Origin of the sequence: Providencia sp. PROV073 (assembly GCF_033688125.1) — a bacterium.
Lineage (GTDB): Bacteria > Pseudomonadota > Gammaproteobacteria > Enterobacterales > Enterobacteriaceae > Providencia > Providencia hangzhouensis.
Genome location: NZ_CP096353.1, coordinates 3,252,454 through 3,270,396, shown reverse-complemented (window position 1 = coordinate 3,270,396; position 17,943 = coordinate 3,252,454). Strand labels below are relative to the sequence as shown.

The 17,943-nt window shown below is 41.4% G+C and carries 17 protein-coding genes and 3 tRNA genes; 19 read left to right on the top strand and 1 reads right to left on the bottom strand.

Features of this window, described 5'->3' with window-relative positions:
- The first annotated feature begins 8 nt into the window (after positions 1 to 8).
- The 17 genes from odhB (at position 9) to M1F17_RS14815 (ending at position 13,472) form a co-directional block, all read left to right on the top strand.
- Entirely contained in the window at positions 9 to 1,220 is a 1,212-nt protein-coding gene (gene odhB, locus M1F17_RS14895; protein ID WP_164565424.1) for a 2-oxoglutarate dehydrogenase complex dihydrolipoyllysine-residue succinyltransferase, read from the top strand.
- A 132-nt stretch (positions 1,221 to 1,352) separates the two neighbouring features.
- Positions 1,353 to 2,519 (top strand): ADP-forming succinate--CoA ligase subunit beta, encoded by a 1,167-nt coding sequence (sucC, locus tag M1F17_RS14890; protein WP_004256812.1) that lies wholly within the window; start codon positions 1,353 to 1,355, stop codon positions 2,517 to 2,519.
- Positions 2,519 to 3,391, top strand: a complete 873-nt coding sequence (gene sucD / locus M1F17_RS14885; protein WP_004256808.1) for a succinate--CoA ligase subunit alpha — start codon at positions 2,519 to 2,521, stop codon at positions 3,389 to 3,391. The genes sucC and sucD overlap by 1 nt, the downstream gene beginning before the upstream one ends.
- A gap of 839 nt (positions 3,392 to 4,230) precedes the next feature.
- Positions 4,231 to 5,799, top strand: coding sequence for a cytochrome ubiquinol oxidase subunit I (gene cydA / locus M1F17_RS14880; protein ID WP_004256799.1), 1,569 nt, complete (start codon positions 4,231 to 4,233; stop codon positions 5,797 to 5,799).
- 14 nt (positions 5,800 to 5,813) lie between these two features.
- Complete coding sequence (gene cydB / locus M1F17_RS14875) at positions 5,814 to 6,953, top strand: cytochrome d ubiquinol oxidase subunit II (RefSeq protein ID WP_096865175.1); 1,140 nt, start codon at positions 5,814 to 5,816, stop codon at positions 6,951 to 6,953.
- An 11-nt stretch (positions 6,954 to 6,964) separates the two neighbouring features.
- Complete coding sequence (gene cydX, locus M1F17_RS14870) at positions 6,965 to 7,078, top strand: cytochrome bd-I oxidase subunit CydX (protein WP_004256792.1); 114 nt, start codon at positions 6,965 to 6,967, stop codon at positions 7,076 to 7,078.
- Between the two features lie 5 nt (positions 7,079 to 7,083).
- Positions 7,084 to 7,371, top strand: coding sequence for a cyd operon protein YbgE (ybgE, locus tag M1F17_RS14865; protein ID WP_004256791.1), 288 nt, complete (start codon positions 7,084 to 7,086; stop codon positions 7,369 to 7,371).
- Between the two features lie 134 nt (positions 7,372 to 7,505).
- Positions 7,506 to 7,901: a tol-pal system-associated acyl-CoA thioesterase gene (gene ybgC / locus M1F17_RS14860; protein ID WP_094961834.1), complete on the top strand. Its 396-nt coding sequence runs from the start codon at positions 7,506 to 7,508 to the stop codon at positions 7,899 to 7,901.
- Positions 7,898 to 8,581 carry a Tol-Pal system protein TolQ gene (tolQ, locus tag M1F17_RS14855; RefSeq protein WP_004256787.1) on the top strand — a complete coding sequence of 228 codons (684 nt, stop codon included), beginning with the start codon at positions 7,898 to 7,900 and terminating at the stop codon, positions 8,579 to 8,581. The genes ybgC and tolQ overlap by 4 nt, the downstream gene beginning before the upstream one ends.
- 18 nt (positions 8,582 to 8,599) lie before the next feature.
- Positions 8,600 to 9,022 (top strand): colicin uptake protein TolR, encoded by a 423-nt coding sequence (gene tolR, locus M1F17_RS14850; RefSeq protein WP_004256786.1) that lies wholly within the window; start codon positions 8,600 to 8,602, stop codon positions 9,020 to 9,022.
- 51 nt (positions 9,023 to 9,073) lie between these two features.
- A complete protein-coding gene (tolA, locus tag M1F17_RS14845) occupies positions 9,074 to 10,192 on the top strand; it encodes a cell envelope integrity protein TolA (protein ID WP_094961835.1) in 1,119 nt (372 codons plus the stop codon).
- A gap of 146 nt (positions 10,193 to 10,338) precedes the next feature.
- On the top strand, positions 10,339 to 11,631 hold the full coding sequence (gene tolB, locus M1F17_RS14840; protein WP_004256782.1) for a Tol-Pal system beta propeller repeat protein TolB: 1,293 nt from the start codon (positions 10,339 to 10,341) through the stop codon (positions 11,629 to 11,631).
- Between the two features lie 44 nt (positions 11,632 to 11,675).
- Positions 11,676 to 12,173, top strand: a complete 498-nt coding sequence (gene pal, locus M1F17_RS14835; protein ID WP_004909091.1) for a peptidoglycan-associated lipoprotein Pal — start codon at positions 11,676 to 11,678, stop codon at positions 12,171 to 12,173.
- A 22-nt stretch (positions 12,174 to 12,195) separates the two neighbouring features.
- On the top strand, positions 12,196 to 12,987 hold the full coding sequence (cpoB, locus tag M1F17_RS14830) for a cell division protein CpoB (protein WP_206277827.1): 792 nt from the start codon (positions 12,196 to 12,198) through the stop codon (positions 12,985 to 12,987).
- A 184-nt stretch (positions 12,988 to 13,171) separates the two neighbouring features.
- Positions 13,172 to 13,247 (top strand) — tRNA-Lys (locus M1F17_RS14825).
- A gap of 36 nt (positions 13,248 to 13,283) precedes the next feature.
- Positions 13,284 to 13,359: transfer RNA gene (locus M1F17_RS14820), tRNA-Lys, on the top strand.
- A 37-nt stretch (positions 13,360 to 13,396) separates the two neighbouring features.
- Positions 13,397 to 13,472, top strand: a tRNA-Lys gene (locus tag M1F17_RS14815).
- 782 nt (positions 13,473 to 14,254) lie between these two features.
- Here the strand turns inward: M1F17_RS14815 and M1F17_RS14810 are convergent.
- Positions 14,255 to 15,124, bottom strand: coding sequence for an aminoglycoside 6-adenylyltransferase (locus M1F17_RS14810; protein ID WP_164455877.1), 870 nt, complete (start codon positions 15,122 to 15,124; stop codon positions 14,255 to 14,257).
- 419 nt (positions 15,125 to 15,543) lie between these two features.
- Between M1F17_RS14810 and M1F17_RS14805 the strand changes: the two genes are divergently transcribed.
- Both M1F17_RS14805 and nadA read left to right on the top strand, forming a co-directional pair.
- Complete coding sequence (locus tag M1F17_RS14805) at positions 15,544 to 16,395, top strand: hypothetical protein (RefSeq protein WP_112307260.1); 852 nt, start codon at positions 15,544 to 15,546, stop codon at positions 16,393 to 16,395.
- Positions 16,396 to 16,898: 503 nt separating this feature from the next.
- Positions 16,899 to 17,939 carry a quinolinate synthase NadA gene (gene nadA / locus M1F17_RS14800; RefSeq protein ID WP_094962401.1) on the top strand — a complete coding sequence of 347 codons (1,041 nt, stop codon included), beginning with the start codon at positions 16,899 to 16,901 and terminating at the stop codon, positions 17,937 to 17,939.
- The last annotated feature ends 4 nt before the right edge of the window (positions 17,940 to 17,943 follow it).

Sequence of the window (17,943 nt, the reverse complement as noted above, 5' to 3'; positions counted from 1 at the left end):
GATAGAAAATGAGTAGCGTAGAAATTCTTGTTCCCGATCTTCCTGAGTCCGTTGCAGATGCTACGGTTGCCACATGGCATAAAAAACCAGGTGACAGTGTTCAGCGTGATGAAGTACTGGTTGAGATCGAAACAGATAAAGTCGTATTAGAAGTTCCTGCAAGCGAAGCGGGTGTATTAGAAGCTATCGTTGAAGATGAAGGTGCAACAGTATTGTCTAAGCAGTTACTGGGTCGCATTCGTTTAGGCGATAGCACTGGTATTCCAGCTGAAGTGAAAGAAGCACAAGAGTCAACACCTGCACAACGTCAAACTGCAAGTTTAGAAACAGAAAGCAACGATGCGCTGACACCAGCTATTCGTCGTTTAATTGCAGAGCACGATTTAAACCCTGCGGATATCAAAGGGACTGGCGTTGGCGGTCGTTTAACTCGTGAAGATGTTGAAAAACATTTATCAGCAAATAAATCTGCGACACCTGCGGCGAAAGCACCAGAAGCGCCACAAGCGCCATTAGCGCACCGTAGTGAAAAACGTGTTCCAATGACTCGTTTACGTAAACGTATCGCAGAGCGCCTGTTAGAAGCGAAAAATACGACTGCAATGCTGACGACGTTTAACGAAGTCAACATGCAACCAATCAAAGACTTACGTAAACAATATGGCGAAGTATTCGAAAAACGTCATGGTGTTCGTTTAGGCTTTATGTCTTTCTATGTTAAAGCTGCGGTTGAAGCACTGAAACGCTACCCAGAAGTGAATGCTTCTATTGATGGCGATGATGTGGTTTACCATAACTATTTCGATATCAGTATTGCTGTATCAACACCACGTGGTCTGGTAACGCCAGTGCTGCGTGATGTCGATGCAATGAGCATGGCTGATATCGAGAAGAAAATTAAAGAACTGGCTGTCAAAGGTCGTGACGGTAAATTAACTGTCGAAGACTTAAGTGGTGGTAACTTCACTATCACTAACGGTGGCGTATTCGGTTCTCTGATGTCTACACCTATCATTAACCCACCACAGAGCGCGATTTTAGGCATGCATGCGATTAAAGACCGCCCTATGGCTGTAAATGGTAAGGTAGAAATTCTTCCTATGATGTATTTAGCACTGTCTTACGACCACCGTTTAATCGATGGTAGTGAGTCAGTTGGCTTCTTAGTCGCTATCAAAGATATGCTGGAAGACCCAACTCGTTTACTGCTGGACGTATAGCAACATAACAGGGCAGGGTACAACTTGCCCGGTCTGAAGTAACCGATGCAGCCCGTTCGCGGGTTGCTAAATCAGTAACAATTGCAGGAGGCGAATAAACGCCTCTTCAGACTCAATTATGGATAGAACATCATGAATTTACACGAGTACCAGGCAAAACAGTTGTTTGCACGTTATGGGATGCCTGCACCGACAGGTTATGCCTGTTCATCAGTTGCTGAAACCGTCGATGCAGCTAAAAAAATTGGTAACGGCCCATGGGTAATTAAATGCCAAGTTCACGCTGGTGGACGCGGTAAAGCGGGTGGCGTGAAAGTCACTAGCGATATCAATGAAGTTAAAGCGTTTGCAGAACACTGGTTAGGTAAAAACTTAGTTACCTATCAAACAGATGCTAATGGCCAACCAGTAAACCAAATTTTAGTTGAAACTGCGACTGACATTGATAAAGAACTCTATTTAGGTGCTGTTGTTGACCGTAGCACTCGCCGCGTTGTGTTCATGGCTTCTACCGAAGGTGGCGTGGAAATTGAGAAAGTCGCAGAAGAGACCCCAGAGTTAATTCACAAAGCGATTATCGACCCATTGACTGGCCCAATGCCTTTCCAAGGTCGTGAGTTAGCATTCAAATTAGGTCTAACTGGCAAACAAGTTAGCCAATTTGCAAAAATTTTCATGGGCCTAGCAACATTATTCCTAGAACGTGATTTAGCATTAGCTGAAATCAACCCACTGGTTATCAGCACTGCGGGTGATTTAGTTTGCTTAGATGGTAAATTAGGTATCGATAGCAACGCGTTATATCGCCAACCTGAAATCCGTGAACTGCGTGATGAATCACAAGAAGATGCGCGTGAAGCACAAGCAGCTCAGTGGGAACTGAACTATGTTGCATTAGACGGCAACATCGGTTGTATGGTTAACGGTGCAGGCCTTGCAATGGGTACGATGGACATCGTTAAATTACACGGCGGCGCACCAGCTAACTTCTTAGATGTTGGCGGCGGCGCGACAAAAGAGCGTGTAACTGAAGCATTTAAAATCATTCTTTCTGATGAAAACGTGAAAGCGGTTTTTGTTAACATCTTTGGTGGTATCGTTCGTTGTGACCTGATTGCAGACGGCATCATTGGTGCAGTTGAAGAAGTTGGCGTAAATGTACCGGTAGTTGTGCGTTTAGAAGGTAACAATGCAGAGTTAGGTGCTAAAAAACTGGCAGATAGCGGCTTGAACATCATCGCTGCAAATAGCCTGACAGATGCAGCTAAGAAAGCAGTAGCAGCAGCGGAGGCTAAATAATGTCTATTTTAATCGATAAAAACACTAAAGTAATTTGCCAAGGTTTCACTGGTGGTCAAGGTACATTCCACTCAGAACAAGCGATTGCTTATGGCACGCAAATGGTCGGTGGTGTGACTCCAGGTAAAGGTGGCACTGTTCACTTAGGTCTACCTGTATTTAACACTGTTCGTGAAGCTGTAGAAGCAACGGGCGCAACAGCCTCTGTTATCTATGTTCCAGCACCATTTTGTAAAGATTCTATTTTAGAAGCTATCGATGCAGGCATTAAACTGATCATCACCATCACTGAAGGTATCCCAACGTTGGATATGCTGACAGTGAAAGTGAAATTAGACGAAGCAGGCGTTCGTATGATTGGGCCTAATTGCCCAGGTGTTATCACTCCGGGTGAATGTAAGATTGGTATCCAACCTGGTCATATCCATATGCCAGGTAAAGTCGGTATCGTTTCACGTTCAGGTACGTTGACTTACGAAGCTGTTAAACAAACAACAGATGCAGGCTTAGGTCAATCGACTTGCGTAGGTATTGGTGGTGACCCAATCCCAGGTTCAAACTTCATTGATATCCTGAAATTATTCCAAGCGGATCCGCAAACTGAAGCTATCGTCATGATCGGTGAAATCGGTGGTAACGCAGAAGAAGAAGCAGCGGCTTATATTAAAGAGCACGTCACTAAACCTGTTGTCGGTTACATCGCAGGTGTAACTGCACCAAAAGGCAAACGTATGGGTCACGCAGGTGCAATCATCGCTGGCGGTAAAGGCACAGCTGATGAGAAATTTGCTGCATTAGAAGCGGCTGGTGTGAAAACCGTTCGTAGCCTTGCAGACATCGGTGATGCAGTAAAATCATTACTGAACAAATAAGTGATTCGCTAGGCAACTAGCAAGAGTAAGAGACGAAAGCCCGTGCTCATGTGAGCGCGGGTTTTTTTATGGTTTACAAAAATATTTCAAACAATTTTTATGTGGTTATGCGGTTTTCTGAAAAGAGTGTCTATACTTAAAAATGCGTATTACAGGCTTGTATGAAGGAAAATTGATAATGAGGGGCAACTAGACGAGTAGGGGGCGCTAATCGCATTTTGTGCAAAAAATAGCAAAATTGCGGCATGTCAATTTTATAATATTGACGGCAATTCAATTAAACCAATATAACCGTTTAGTTGATAAAAACGGCTATATTAATAAAATTCATAATAAGTTTAAAATAAGATACTATTACAAATTAAATATTCTTTTTTCGAGGCTTTAATTCAATGATTATATTTTTTGTTAATCTTTGGAAAAATTAAGAACATTTGTATCATTATCAATAACAGCATTTTAACAAGTAAATAACCATTAATTGACTGACAGGTATATCAATTAACAACAGGAAAAAAATTGACGTAAATCAATTCATTGCCTCTGGCTTTATTTGTTCAAATTGCTTAAATTGGTGCTCGATCAAATACTCGATTTTCTATTAAAGGGTATAATTATTGATGTAAATTCAGAATTCAAATCTGAGTCACGTAAAAGAAGTTTATTGTGTGTGAAGATAGGCGTACTATTATTATAGTAACGTTTGTTCTTTTAATTTTGTTAATTATTTGTTGTTTTGAGGCATTTTTTGCTGGTAGTTAAGAGGCTTTCTAAGTATTTAAAACTGGAAGCTGGGTTGCCGCAAGTCGGTGTCTTCCTGCTAGGAGCAAGGAGTCAAGATGTTTGATATTGTCGAACTGTCACGATTACAGTTTGCCTTAACTGCGATGTATCACTTCCTGTTCGTACCATTAACGCTAGGTATGGCGTTTTTGCTTGCGATTATGGAGACGGTATATGTACTGTCAGGCAAACAAATTTATAAAGATATGACTAAGTTCTGGGGTAAGTTATTCGGTATTAACTTTGCTCTGGGTGTTGCAACGGGTTTGACCATGGAGTTCCAATTCGGTACTAACTGGTCTTACTACGCTCACTACGTTGGAGATATCTTCGGTGCACCTCTTGCAATCGAAGGTTTGATGGCGTTCTTCTTAGAATCTACCTTTGTTGGTTTATTCTTCTTTGGTTGGGATCGTTTAAGCAAAAAACAACACCTTGCTGTAACATGGTTAGTTGCTTTAGGTTCTAACTTCTCTGCTCTGTGGATTTTGGTCGCGAACGGTTGGATGCAAAACCCAATCGCTGCTGATTTCAACTTTGAAACCATGCGTATGGAAATGGTTAGCTTCTCTGAGCTAGTCTTGAACCCAGTCGCACAAGTTAAATTCGTCCACACAGTTGCTGCAGGTTATTGTACCGGTGCAATGTTTATCTTAGGTATTAGCTCTTACTACCTGCTTAAAGGTCGTGATGTTGCTTTTGCTAAGCGTTCTTTTGCAATTGCGGCAAGTTTTGGTATTGCAGCGGTTCTATCTGTTATCGTTCTTGGTGATGAATCAGGTTACGAAATGGGTGACGTACAAAAAACGAAACTTGCAGCCGTTGAAGCTGAGTGGGAAACTCATGCTCCTCCAGCCGCGTTTAACTTAATCGCTTGGCCAGATACCGAGAAACAAGAAAATAAATTTGCTATCTCGATTCCTTGGGCGATGGGTATCATTGCAACCCGTTCTGTCGACACACCTGTTTTAGGCTTGAAAGACCTAATGAAACAACACGAAGTTCGCATTCGTAACGGTATGATTGCATACGGTCAGTTACAAGAACTTCTTGCAGGTAATAAAGATCCTGAACTGCGTGCGGCATTCGAAGCAAGCAAAAAAGATCTTGGATATGGTCTTCTGTTAAAACAATATGCACCAAATGTTGTTGATGCAACTGAAGCTCAAATCCAAAAAGCAGTGAAAGATAGTATTCCTAACGTTGGGCCTCTGTTCTGGGCATTCCGTATCATGGTTGGTGTTGGCTTCCTGTTACTGTTGATTATTGGCTGGGCATTCCTGTCAGTAGTTCGTAACCGTATTGGTCAAAATAAACTATTGCTGCGTATTGCACTACTCGGTATTCCATTACCATGGATTGCAATTGAATCGGGTTGGTTCGTTGCTGAATATGGTCGTCAGCCATGGGCAATTGGTGAAGTGTTACCGGTTTCGGTTGCACACTCCAACTTGACAACCCATGACCTGATCTTCTCTATGGTATTGATCTGTGGTCTGTACACACTGTTCTTAATTGCTGAAATGTTCTTAATGTTCAAATTCGCTCGTAAAGGGCCAAGTAGCCTGAAAACCGGTCGTTACCACTTTGAACAGAAAAACACTTCTGCACACGACGTTCAGTAAATAGGAGTCCACTTATGTTTGATTATGAAGTTCTTCGATTTGTGTGGTGGATCCTTATCGGTGTATTACTGATTGGGTTTGCTGTCACAGATGGCTTTGACATGGGCGTTGGCTTCTTATTACCTATCTTAGGTAAAACAGATACTGAACGCCGTATCATGATTAACGCTGTTGCACCTCACTGGGATGGTAACCAAGTTTGGTTAATCACTGCGGGTGGTGCTATGTTCGCTGCATGGCCACAAGTTTATGCTGCGGCATTCTCCGGCTTTTATGTCGCTATGATTTTGGTATTAGCAGCATTGTTCTTCCGTCCGGTTGGTTTCGACTACCGTTCAAAACTGGAGAACCCAAAATGGCGTAATATGTGGGACTGGGGTCTGTTTATTGGTGGTTTCGTTCCACCATTAGTTATCGGTGTTGCGTTTGGTAACCTGTTATTAGGTGTTCCACTACAAATCGATAACCAGCAGTACCTGACTTATACAGGTAACCTGTTTGGTCTGCTAAACCCATATGGTCTGTTAGCGGGTGTTGTCGGCTTAATGATGATTGTGACGCAAGGTGCAACTTATTTGCAAATGCGTACCACGGGTGAACTGTACTTACGTGTTCGTAAAGCGACTTATATCTGTGCATTAGTTACTTTAGTTGCTTTCGCAGGCGCAGGTGTTTGGTTAGTAATGGGTATTGATGGTTATGTTGTTACTTCAACTATCGATACATTGAGTGTTTCTAACCCACTAAACAAGACAGTCGCAGTTGAATCAGGTGCTTGGTTGACTAATTTCAACACTTACCCAATTCTGTGGGCGTTGCCTGCTCTGGGTGTAGCACTACCGTTAGTCACAATGCTGTTTAGTAAAGCAGACAAAAATGGTTGGGCGTTTGTGAGTTCTTCATTAACTATCGCTTGTATCATTTTAACCTGTGGTGTAGCAATGTTCCCATTCATCATGCCTTCAAGCATCATGCCAAACGCAAGTTTGACCATGTGGGATGCAACATCTAGCTTGTTTACACTGCAAGTGATGACTGTTGTTGCTATTATCTTTGTTCCAATCGTACTGGCATACACCGCATGGTGTTACTATAAAATGTTCGGTCGTTTGGACAAAAACTTCATCGAAGGCAACAAGCACTCACTGTATTAAGGAGCATAACTATGTGGTATTTCGCCTGGATCCTCGGCACGCTGTTAGCTTGTAGTTTTGCAGTGATTGCAGCATTAGCATTAGAGCACTCAGAAGACTCTAAAACAGCTAAAGATGGTGAGTAATAAAAATGCTGGTGGATAAAACCTATCAGCTATTGGATAAGGGGCCGATAAGGGCCCTTATCCTTATTTTAGCTTTAGTAACTGCAGGTGCAGTCATGTGGGATCCAACCCTATTTGCTGCGAAAACGAGTTCATTTCAGATATGGCAAGGGCTGTTGTTAATATGGGCAACATGTACCGCGATGATTTTTGGTGTGGGTTTTAAACCTAAAAAAGTTATCTTCCGTGCAATTTTCCATCCATTGCCAGCTGCCATCATTCTTATTTGGGGACTTTTTCAGGTCTTTAGATAATTCTAATTGCTAATTATGGGTCAATGGACCCATAATTATTTTTGATATCTTTACTTTCAAAGTGATTCCAAACTGGCACTGTCTTGCGTATAGTGGCACCGTTAATTAATTTAACCTAAGACGGAGTGATTGTTATGTTATTTCGCTGGCCTGTTCGCGTGTATTATGAAGATACAGATGCGGGCGGTGTTGTTTATCATGCACGCTATTTAGCCTTTTTTGAGCGAGCAAGAACCGAAATGCTGCGAAATAAAGGTATCAATCAACAAAGTATGCTTGCTGAAAACCTTGGCTTCGTTGTGCGAAGCATGACAATTGATTTTGTCAAAGGCGCTAAGCTAGATGACCTGCTGGAAGTTGAAACGAAAATTATTGAAATGAAACGCGCTTCATTAACTTTTCAGCAAAGGTTAGTTGATTCGCAAGGTAACCTGCTTTGTGGGGCAAATGCCCTTATTGCTTGTGTGGACACATCAAAAATGAAGCCGATTGCGCTTCCTAAGTCTATTGTCGCGGAGTTTAAACAGTGACTGACATGAATATCCTGGATTTATTCCTTAAAGCGAGCCTTTTGGTTCAGCTCATTATGTTCGTTTTGATCGGTTTTTCTATCGCATCATGGGCGATCATTATTCAAAGAACGAAAATTTTAAATGCGGCAACTCGTGAGGCTGAAGCATTTGAAGATAAGTTCTGGTCAGGTATCGAGTTATCGCGCTTATATAAAGAAAGCCAAGCTCGCCGTGATGAATTGAGTGGTGCCGAACAAATTTTCCATTCTGGTTTTAAAGAGTTCGTTCGTTTACACCAAGCGAATATTCATGCGCCAGATGCGGTTGTCACGGGCGCTTCTCGTGCAATGCGTATCTCAATGAATCGTGAACTTGAATCAGTTGAAGCGCATATCCCATTTTTAGGTACTGTTGGCTCAATTAGCCCTTATATTGGTTTATTTGGTACCGTTTGGGGGATTATGCATGCATTTATTGCATTGGGCGCGGTAAAACAAGCAACATTACAAATGGTTGCACCGGGTATTGCTGAAGCATTGATTGCAACCGCAATTGGTTTGTTTGCAGCGATCCCTGCAGTTATGGCATTTAACCGTTTGAACTTACGTGTCAGCAAATTAGAGCAAAACTACGATAACTTTATGGAAGAGTTTTTAGCCATCTTGCATCGTCAAGCTTTCTCTGCTGATAAGAAATAAGACGGGGGAGATAAGCGAATGGCGCGCACAAGTCGCAGACGTGAGCTGAAATCCGAAATCAACATTGTTCCATTACTGGACGTATTGTTGGTACTGTTGCTGATATTTATGGCAACAGCACCGATTATTTCTCAAAGTGTGGAAGTTGAATTGCCGGATGCAACAGATACACAAACCGTTTCATCAAGTGATAACCCACCGATTATTTTAGAAGTGTCGGGGGTTGGCCAATATAATATGCGTCTTGATGGTGAGGTTCTAGAATTGTTACCACCAGAGCAAATTGCGGCAGAAGCAAAATCTCAATTAGAGAAAAATCCAAAAGCGATTTTCTTGATTGGTGGAGCAAAAGAAGTCCCTTATGAAGAAGTGATTAAGGCGCTGAATATATTACACAGCGCAGGGATAAAATCGGTTGGCTTGATGACTCAGCCTATTTAGGCTGGGTTATTGTCGTTTGAATAAGTCACAATTCTTTTTTTGGATACCAGAGTGGGAAAGACAAAAGAGAAAAAAGATAACTTAAATCGATCATTAGTGATGTCAATTGTATTGCACGTCCTATTGATCGGCTTGATTGTTATAGGCTCTTTAGTTTCCGTCGTCAAACTTGGTGGTGGCGGAGAAGAGGGAACTGTCATCGATGCGGTGATGGTTGACCCTGGCGTGGTTGTTGAGCAATATGAAGAAATGCAAAGGCAGCAAAATAACGTCAGACAAGCGGCGAAAGAGCGTAAAGAGCAAGAACAAAAGCAAGAGGCTGAGCTTAGAGAGCAGCAAGAAAAGGAACAAAAGCGTCTTCAGCAGCTTGAAGAAGAGCGTATTAAAACTGAGCGTGCAACGGCGGAGCAACAAAAGCAAGCCGAAGAACAACAGAAAAAAGCGTTAGAAGCGGCTAAAAAAGCGAAGGAAGAGCAAAAAATAGCTGAAGAAGCTGCCGCGAAAGCGAAAGCAGAAAAAGAAAAATTAATTAAAGAGCAAGCTGCTGAAAAGGCGAAAGCTGAGGCACAAGCTCAGAAAGAAGCAGAAGCGGCGAAAGCCAAAGCTGAAAAAGAAGCTAAAGAGAAAGCCGAAAAAGAAGCCAAGGAAAAAGCAGAAAAGGACGCTAAAGTAAAAGCTGAGAGAGAAGCTAAAGCTAAAGCCGATAAAGAAGCCAAAGAAAAAGCAGATAAAGAAGCGAAAGCCAAAGCGGCAAAAGCTAAGGCTGAGGCTGCAAAAAATGCGGCTTCCGTTGACGATTTGCTTGGTGATTTAACGGCATCAGGCCCTAGCAAACAAGGTGGCGAAGCTGCAGCTGGAAAAGGTGGCGGTAAAAAATCAGGGGCATCCAATGCTGATGTGGACAGCTATGCTGGTAAAGTCAAAGCGGCTATCCAAAGTAAGTTTTATGATTCAGATACTTTCCGTGGGCGTACTTGTGAACTTCAATTGAAGCTCGCGCCAGATGGGTTATTGGTGAGTATTACACCAAAAAATAGCCCGGCCAATGACGCGGCACTCTGTGATGCAGCAATCCGAGCAGCAAAACTTGCAACGATGCCTAAACCACCTAGCAGAGAAGTCTATGATACGTTTAATAAAGCAGGTAGCACGGTTGTGTTTAAACCTTAATATTCAATAACTCAGAGCAGTCTGTATTGATATTATTAAGGCAATAGCATAAATAGTTTGTGTGGTATCTAGTTTTGTTATTATACCTTTGTTAAAATTCAGCGAATTATTGCGGTAGTAAATAATCCGCAGTAAGGGAGATAAGAATGAAGCAGGCTTTTAAAGTAGTTTTAGGGTTCCTAATGCTATGGGCGACAGTGGCTCAGGCTGAAATACGTATTGAGATCACTGAAGGCGTTAACTCAGCTCAACCTATTGGTGTTGTTCCGTTTAAATGGTCAGGTGCTGGTGCACCACCACAAGAAGTCGGCCAAATAGTCGGTGCTGATTTACGCAATAGCGGGAAATTTAACCCTATCGAACCAAGCCGTATGCCTCAACAACCAGGTACCGCTTCTGAAGTGATTCCTGAAGCGTGGACAGCGTTAGGTATTAACGCAGTTGTTGTGGGGCAAGTACAGCCTGCAGCAGATGGTAGCTTTGTTGTTAGCTATCAGTTAGTCGATGTCGCGGCTAATCCAGGTGCTGTTTTATCTCAGAACCAATATAAAGTAACAAAAGAATGGTTACGTTATGCAGCGCATACTGCAAGTGATGAAGTCTTTGAAAAATTGACAGGTATTCGTGGTGCATTCCGTACACGTATTGCTTATATTGTTGTCAACAAAGGCGGTCAGTATCCATATGAATTACGTGTTTCTGATTACGACGGTTTTAACCAGTTTACGGTTCACCGTTCACCAGAACCTTTGATGTCGCCAGCATGGTCACCAGATGGTGAAAAACTGGCTTATGTTACATTTGAAAGCGGCAGTTCAGCACTTGTCATTCAAACCTTATCGACAGGAGCGGTTCGTCAGGTAGCATCATTCCCTCGTCACAATGGGGCACCTGCATTCTCTCCGGATGGGACTAAACTGGCATTTGCATTGTCTAAAACAGGCAGCTTGAATTTATATGTAATGGACTTAGCGAGTGGGCAAATTCGTCAGGTAACCGATGGCCGTAGTAACAATACCGAGCCAAGTTGGATGCCAGATAGCCAAACTTTAGTCTATACTTCAGATCAGGCAGGACGTCCGCAGATTTATAAAATGAATATTAATGGTGGCAGCCCTGAGCGTGTATCCTGGGAAGGAACACAAAATCAGGACGCTGATGTTAGCCCGGATGGTACTTTCTTAGTGATGGTCAGCTCCGGTGGCGGTCAGCAACATGTCGCCAAACAAGATCTGGCAACGAATAACGTTGAATTTTTAACGAAAACGTTCCTAGATGAAACGCCGAGTATCGCACCTAACGGCACTATGGTAATTTATAGCTCCTCTCAAGGCTTGGGGACTATATTGCAGCTAGTTTCGACCGACGGGCGTTTCAAAGCGCGTCTTCCGGCTACCGATGGACAGGTTAAATTTCCTGCCTGGTCGCCGTATCTGTGATGCATAATAATAATGTGTGGCAAAAAATATTAAGGATCAAAACGATGCAACTGAATAAAGTGCTTAAAGGGCTGATGATCGCGTTACCAATCATGGCAGTCGCAGCTTGTAGCTCTAACAAAAACAATGACCAAGATGGCGTAGATACTTCTACTAACCAAACTAATACTGGTCTGTCTGCGGAAGAGCTGGCACGTCAGCAAATGGAACAGCTGCAACAAAACAACACTGTTTACTTTGGCTTTGACAAATACAACGTATCTCCAGAATACGCTGAAATGTTAGATGCACACGCAGCATTCCTGCGTAGCAACCCATCTGTACGTGTTGTTGTTGAAGGTCATGCGGATGAGCGTGGTACTCCAGAATATAACATCGCGCTGGGCGAGCGTCGTGCTAATGCAGTTAAAATGTACCTGCAAAGCAAAGGTGTTTCTGGTGACCAAGTTTCACTGGTTTCTTACGGTAAAGAAAAACCAGCTGTGTTAGGTCACACTGAAGCAGACTACGCGAAAAACCGTCGTGCAGTCATTGCATACTAATAGATAAGCGAAATTATCTATTATGAACAGTAACTTCAGACACTTACTAGTCGGTCTGTCGTTATTGGTTGGCGTAGCGGCCCCTTGGGTCGCTATTGCCCAAGCGCCAATCAACAATGTCGGATCTGGTTCAACAGCAGACCGCCTTACCCAACTTGAGACAGCAGTTAGCTCTCAAGGTCAAATTCTGTATCAAATTCAACAGCAACTCGCTGACAATCAACGCGACATCGACATGTTACGTGGTCAGATTCAAGAAAGTGAATACAAATTGAATCAAGTCATTGAGCGTCAGAAAGATTTATACATGCAATTAGACAATGCGGGCGGTGGTAATTCAGCAACCTCAGGCGATACAGCAACACCTGACACTAGCGCATCAAATGGATCATCTTCCTCAGCGACACCTACGGCAGCGGCCAATACAAGTGGAAATGAGAAAGATGATTACAATGCTGCAGTCAAATTAGCGATGGAAAGCAAATCCAAAGCTCAAATTGACCAAGCAATAGGTGCATTACAAGGTTTTATTAAAGCCTACCCTAAGTCTGGGTATCAATCTAACGCCAACTATTGGCTGGGGCAGTTAAACTACAATAAAGGTAGCAAAGACGATGCTGCTTTTTATTTCGCCACTGTAGTTAAGCAGTACCCTAAATCCCAAAAAAGCAGCGAAGCCTTATATAAAGTTGGGCTGATCATGCAAGATAAGGGACAAAAAGATAAAGCGAAAGCTGTTTACCAACAGGTATTGAAACAATATCCAAACAGTGCTGGTTCAAAATTAGCCGAAAAAAAGCTGAGTACACTTTAATTTATAGCCCCGAAGCAATATTACCGAATATTTCGGGGTTATCAGTATGATAAGTGCGCATTTAAACTTTTTTTAAAAAAAAATCATTGCACCCTCGTCAGAAATCAGTAATATAAGCCGCCGTTGATACGAGAATACGGTTAGCCGAAAATCTCGAAAAACAGAAAGAAATTTAGTTTTAGATGGGTCGTTAGCTCAGTCGGTAGAGCAGTTGACTTTTAATCAATTGGTCGCAGGTTCGAATCCTGCACGACCCACCATCTAAAACCTATAGTAGTAAAAAAAACAATTTAGATGGGTCGTTAGCTCAGTCGGTAGAGCAGTTGACTTTTAATCAATTGGTCGCAGGTTCGAATCCTGCACGACCCACCATCTAAAACCTATTGTAGTAAAAAAAAGCAATTTAGATGGGTCGTTAGCTCAGTCGGTAGAGCAGTTGACTTTTAATCAATTGGTCGCAGGTTCGAATCCTGCACGACCCACCATCTCAAGGCATTCCTAAGCAAATAATCCAATTTAACAATCACCTAAGTAAACACTCAGTCGTTAAGCCATACCTCGACAAGCTGGTTGCAGGTTCAGCCCGTAGGGTAAATCCGAAGGATTTAAATCCTGCACGGCCCACCATCTCAAAGCTATTCCTAAACAAACGATCCAAGCCAATACTCACCTAAGTAAACATCCGAAGGATTTCAATCCTGCACGACCCACCATCTCAAAGCTATTCCTAAACAAACGATCCAAGCCAATACTCACCTAAGTAAACACTCAGTCGTTAAGCCATACCTCGACAAGCTGGTTGCAGGTTCAGCTCGTAGGGCAAATCCGAAGGATTTCAATCCTGCACGACCCACCATCTCAAAGCTATTCCTAAACAAACGATCCAAGCCAATACTCACCTAAGTAAACACTCAGTCGTTAAGCCATACCTCGACAAGCTGGTTGCAGGTTCAGCCCGTAGGGCAAATCCGAAGGATTTCAATCCTGCACGACCCACCATCTCAAGGCATTCCTAAGCAAATAATCCAATTTAACAATCACCTAAGTAAACATTCAGTCGTTAAGCCAGACCTCGACAAGCTGGTTGCAGGTTCAGCCCGTAGGGCAAATCCGAAGGATTTCAATCCTGCACGACCCACCATTTCAAGCCATTATCAAGCAAGCAATCCAAGTAATATTTACCTAAGTAAGTACTTAGTTGTCTAATCGCTCACAACAATAAAAGCACCGCATTCCTTTGCTGTGCTTCATTTATATTTATCTTATTTTACAGTGTTTCAGGGAGTAGGGCGTTATCCTGCAAAATGCCAATAAGCAGTTCTTGCATTTTTTCTGCCATAAGCTGCATATCATTGAAGCCTTGAAGGCTAGCGAGCTCGGTAGCTACTTCATTAAAGCAGCGCATCAAACACTGAAGAGACAATGAAGCGCTGTGAGCCGTTCCACAATTAAAAATAACCTCCAATGCCTCGATATAGGGTTTAGGCATCCATTCGTGATATTGACGGCCTTTATACCAAACATGCTTACCTTGCAGAGAAACTAGGTTTTCAACTAGTGTGAGAAAATACTGCTTCATATCTGCACTTCGCGACCATGCCACCCATAACTCATTTCGTGTGAGTGCGATGGCGACTTGATGAGCCTCATGCCAAAAATCGGTGATTATCTCGGCAAATTCAGAGGCACTAACAGGCTTTGGCTGTAAAGATGTTGAGTTGGCATTTTCAGGTAGTCCATTAGCGATCCCTGTTTTATCCAATAAAACAGTAAAGCCCCGTGAAAATGTCGCATCTAAACCTTCACACTTCATTTTTTCGAGACGCTCAGGTTCTGCAAAAGTGAAATCAACTTTGCGGCCTTCTTCATAGATCACCAAGCAAGTAGGCCAGTCTGGCGCATCATTTTCTTCGTTAAGTAAATGAAGAGCAGCCAAGGGGGTACCAAAGTTATTAATCCAATGTGTTTGTTGGAATATCTCTGTCACCCCGTGGCCAATCAATTCGATATCAATATCAGAATAACTATCGATATGTTGTTCTCGCCCTCGAGAGCCGGTTAATACCACGGCTTCAATTCTTGGATCGAGCAATGAAACTGAAATAATTTTATTTATTAATAATGCAGGTGATTCCATAACTGACCTAATGAATTAAGTAAGGATGGCTACGATACCGATAAAGAGGTAGAAAAGCGAAGGTTCAAACGTAAAAAGTATGAAAAGAGTACTTAAATGACTAAGTTTTTTCTAAAGTGAGGGAAAGTCGTTAACATTTATAGGAGAGGTATCAGAAATTCAGCAGTGTTAGTACCAAAATTGTCTTAATTGTTAAAAGTATATTGCATTAAACATGAAGATGGGAAAGATTACAATGATGATAACTAATCTAAATTTACTTTAAATTCTATTTTTTTTGAAAGCACTCTGAAATTATTCTGTGTTTTATTATTTGCATCTATATTTATAAGGTATAATTTACTTTGTTATATATTAAAATGAAATTTGTATTTAATTGCTTAACAAATTATTATTTGTTTTTTTAAGAGGGAATTAAAATGGGAATGAGAACAAAGGAACTAAACGGAGATGAATGTTTTTTGGAATTAAAAAAACATTATGAATATATGAATGGAATTATACAAGAACTTCATGCAGAACTAGGTGAGTTAGCTGAAAAAATATTAAAAACAGAAACTAAACGTAAGAGTATATTCGATGCCGAAAGTGACCTGTTTGAAAGTAAACTAACATACTCTGAATATGTTCAATCTAAAAAATATATTTATAGAATTAAAGATTATATCGATACCGTTAAGGATGCTCTAAATAGCTATCAGAAACTGCAAGATAACTTAAGTTTTTATATTAAAAACCCAGCAGAGAAAAAAAACATTACACCAAACATCGCTGAGGATTATGATAATGTGACAGAAAAAATTCGTAATTATCCATATATTGGCTCTAGATTACACCGACTGTTATCCAAGTCTGATGCCAGGGTTAGCCAGTTGGTCATTGATGCTAAAGGGGATACTTTAGCTTTTCACGGTTCCTTGGCTAAAGTAAGATACACTGCAAATGATATATCTTATATGGTAGGATATTTACATTATAATAACCAATTAGATGAGAGTTTAAATACTAGTAATTCTGAGAATGATGAACTTAAAATTGTTGATGAATGTAGACAAGAAATGGACATGTCGAGTGATAAATTAATACAAGATAATACTAAAGAAGGTGAGGTTATTAGTAATAAAAATAAAATAAAATCAGAATGGCATATTGATGGTGGTAATTTAACAGATAATATTGCAGGACTTTATAGCAGAGAGCAAATTCTATCTAATGTAGTAAGTCATGATAATATTGTAGAATCCATTCTTCTACCTATACCAATATATTAGTTGCATATCTTCCTTTGATTCATCATACCTGCCTACAATGCAAGTAGGTAGGTTGTTACTTTTTCATTTCATGACATTTATAACCGTAATTCTTCAAGTTGCAGCGCTTTTAGTTGAGGTATAAGTGACTGGGCTACGCTCGCCGAGTCACAGAGTTTATCTATGCATCCCGTCTATTTCCCTTGTCGCATATCACAGTTCGAATTATTTTGGTTATGTAAAATTAACTTGTACGCTCCCTATTACATATACAAATTAACCTTCTAATTAAACACCATTTATTGATAAATCAAAGATCAATCAACTTTTACTTTGATGTCTGGTATATCCTTTGAGGTAAATCGGTAATAGGGAGGAAATGATGCTAGATAAGTAAAAATAGTGAAGACTTATTGAGCAAACTAGCGTATCGTGTTTAGTATATAAAACAAAATGTGTGTAAACTTGCGGTTTTAAACTTGCATAAGGTAATAAAATCGCTTTTTGCTAAACAGAGGCAACCAATGAGCGTGTTTATCGATTTTGACCAGTCAGTTTATCCGTTCCCAGCAAAACCAGCACGATTAAGCTCGGATGAAAAAGAATTTTATCGGCAGAAGATTAAGTCGCTATTGGTGGAGAAAAATGCGGTAATCGTTGCACACTACTATACTGATCCTGAAATTCAAGCACTTGCAGAAGAAACTGGGGGCTGTGTTGCAGATTCACTTGAAATGGCGCGTTTTGGGGCTAAACATTCGGCATCTACCTTAGTTGTTGCTGGAGTGAAATTTATGGGCGAAACCGCAAAAATTCTCAGCCCAGAAAAACAAGTCTTAATGCCAACATTAGAAGCCCAATGTTCCCTTGATATAGGTTGCCCTGAAGAAGAATTTATCCATTTTTGTGATGAGCATCCAGATAGAACTGTGGTGGTGTATGCTAATACTTCCGCAGCGGTAAAGGCTCGGGCTGATTGGGTAGTCACATCCAGTATTGCTGTTGAATTAATAGAGCACCTTGATAGCTTAGGTGAAAAAATAATTTGGGCCCCAGACCGCCATCTTGGGCGTTATGTCCAACAACAAACTGGGGCTGATATTCTGTGTTGGCAAGGGGCTTGCATCGTTCATGATGAATTTAAAACACAATCATTAGAAAAAATGAAAGCTCTATACCCTGAAGCTGCGGTATTGGTTCACCCTGAGTCACCACAAGCGATAGTCGACCTTGCAGATGCGGTCGGTTCTACAAGTCAGTTAATTAAAGCAGCACAAAATTTGCCTAACCCATTGATGATAGTGGCGACGGATAAAGGTATTTTTTACAAAATGCAGCAAGCTTGCCCGGAGAAGACGCTTTACATCGCTCCAACAGCGGGTGAGGGCGCAACATGTCGAACTTGCGCACATTGCCCTTGGATGGCAATGAATGGCTTAAAAGCGATTGCTGATGCTTTGGAAGGGAATTCGCAAGACCATCAAATTCATGTCAGTGAGATATTACGAGAAAAAGCATTACGACCATTAAATAAAATGCTAGATTTTGCAGAGAGTCTAAAATAATAAA

Bases quoted from the DNA above. Each gene is read 5' to 3' on its own strand.
- odhB (WP_164565424.1), top strand. From the start codon at position 9: ATGAGTAGCGTAGAAATTCTTGTTCCCGATCTTCCTGAGTCCGTTGCA.
- sucC (WP_004256812.1), top strand. From the start codon at position 1,353: ATGAATTTACACGAGTACCAGGCAAAACAGTTGTTTGCACGTTATGGG.
- sucD (WP_004256808.1), top strand. From the start codon at position 2,519: ATGTCTATTTTAATCGATAAAAACACTAAAGTAATTTGCCAAGGTTTC.
- cydA (WP_004256799.1), top strand. From the start codon at position 4,231: ATGTTTGATATTGTCGAACTGTCACGATTACAGTTTGCCTTAACTGCG.
- cydB (WP_096865175.1), top strand. From the start codon at position 5,814: ATGTTTGATTATGAAGTTCTTCGATTTGTGTGGTGGATCCTTATCGGT.
- cydX (WP_004256792.1), top strand. From the start codon at position 6,965: ATGTGGTATTTCGCCTGGATCCTCGGCACGCTGTTAGCTTGTAGTTTT.
- ybgE (WP_004256791.1), top strand. From the start codon at position 7,084: ATGCTGGTGGATAAAACCTATCAGCTATTGGATAAGGGGCCGATAAGG.
- ybgC (WP_094961834.1), top strand. From the start codon at position 7,506: ATGTTATTTCGCTGGCCTGTTCGCGTGTATTATGAAGATACAGATGCG.
- tolR (WP_004256786.1), top strand. From the start codon at position 8,600: ATGGCGCGCACAAGTCGCAGACGTGAGCTGAAATCCGAAATCAACATT.
- tolB (WP_004256782.1), top strand. From the start codon at position 10,339: ATGAAGCAGGCTTTTAAAGTAGTTTTAGGGTTCCTAATGCTATGGGCG.
- pal (WP_004909091.1), top strand. From the start codon at position 11,676: ATGCAACTGAATAAAGTGCTTAAAGGGCTGATGATCGCGTTACCAATC.
- cpoB (WP_206277827.1), top strand. From the start codon at position 12,196: ATGAACAGTAACTTCAGACACTTACTAGTCGGTCTGTCGTTATTGGTT.
- M1F17_RS14810 (WP_164455877.1), bottom strand. From the start codon at position 15,124: ATGGAATCACCTGCATTATTAATAAATAAAATTATTTCAGTTTCATTG.
- M1F17_RS14805 (WP_112307260.1), top strand. From the start codon at position 15,544: ATGGGAATGAGAACAAAGGAACTAAACGGAGATGAATGTTTTTTGGAA.
- nadA (WP_094962401.1), top strand. From the start codon at position 16,899: ATGAGCGTGTTTATCGATTTTGACCAGTCAGTTTATCCGTTCCCAGCA.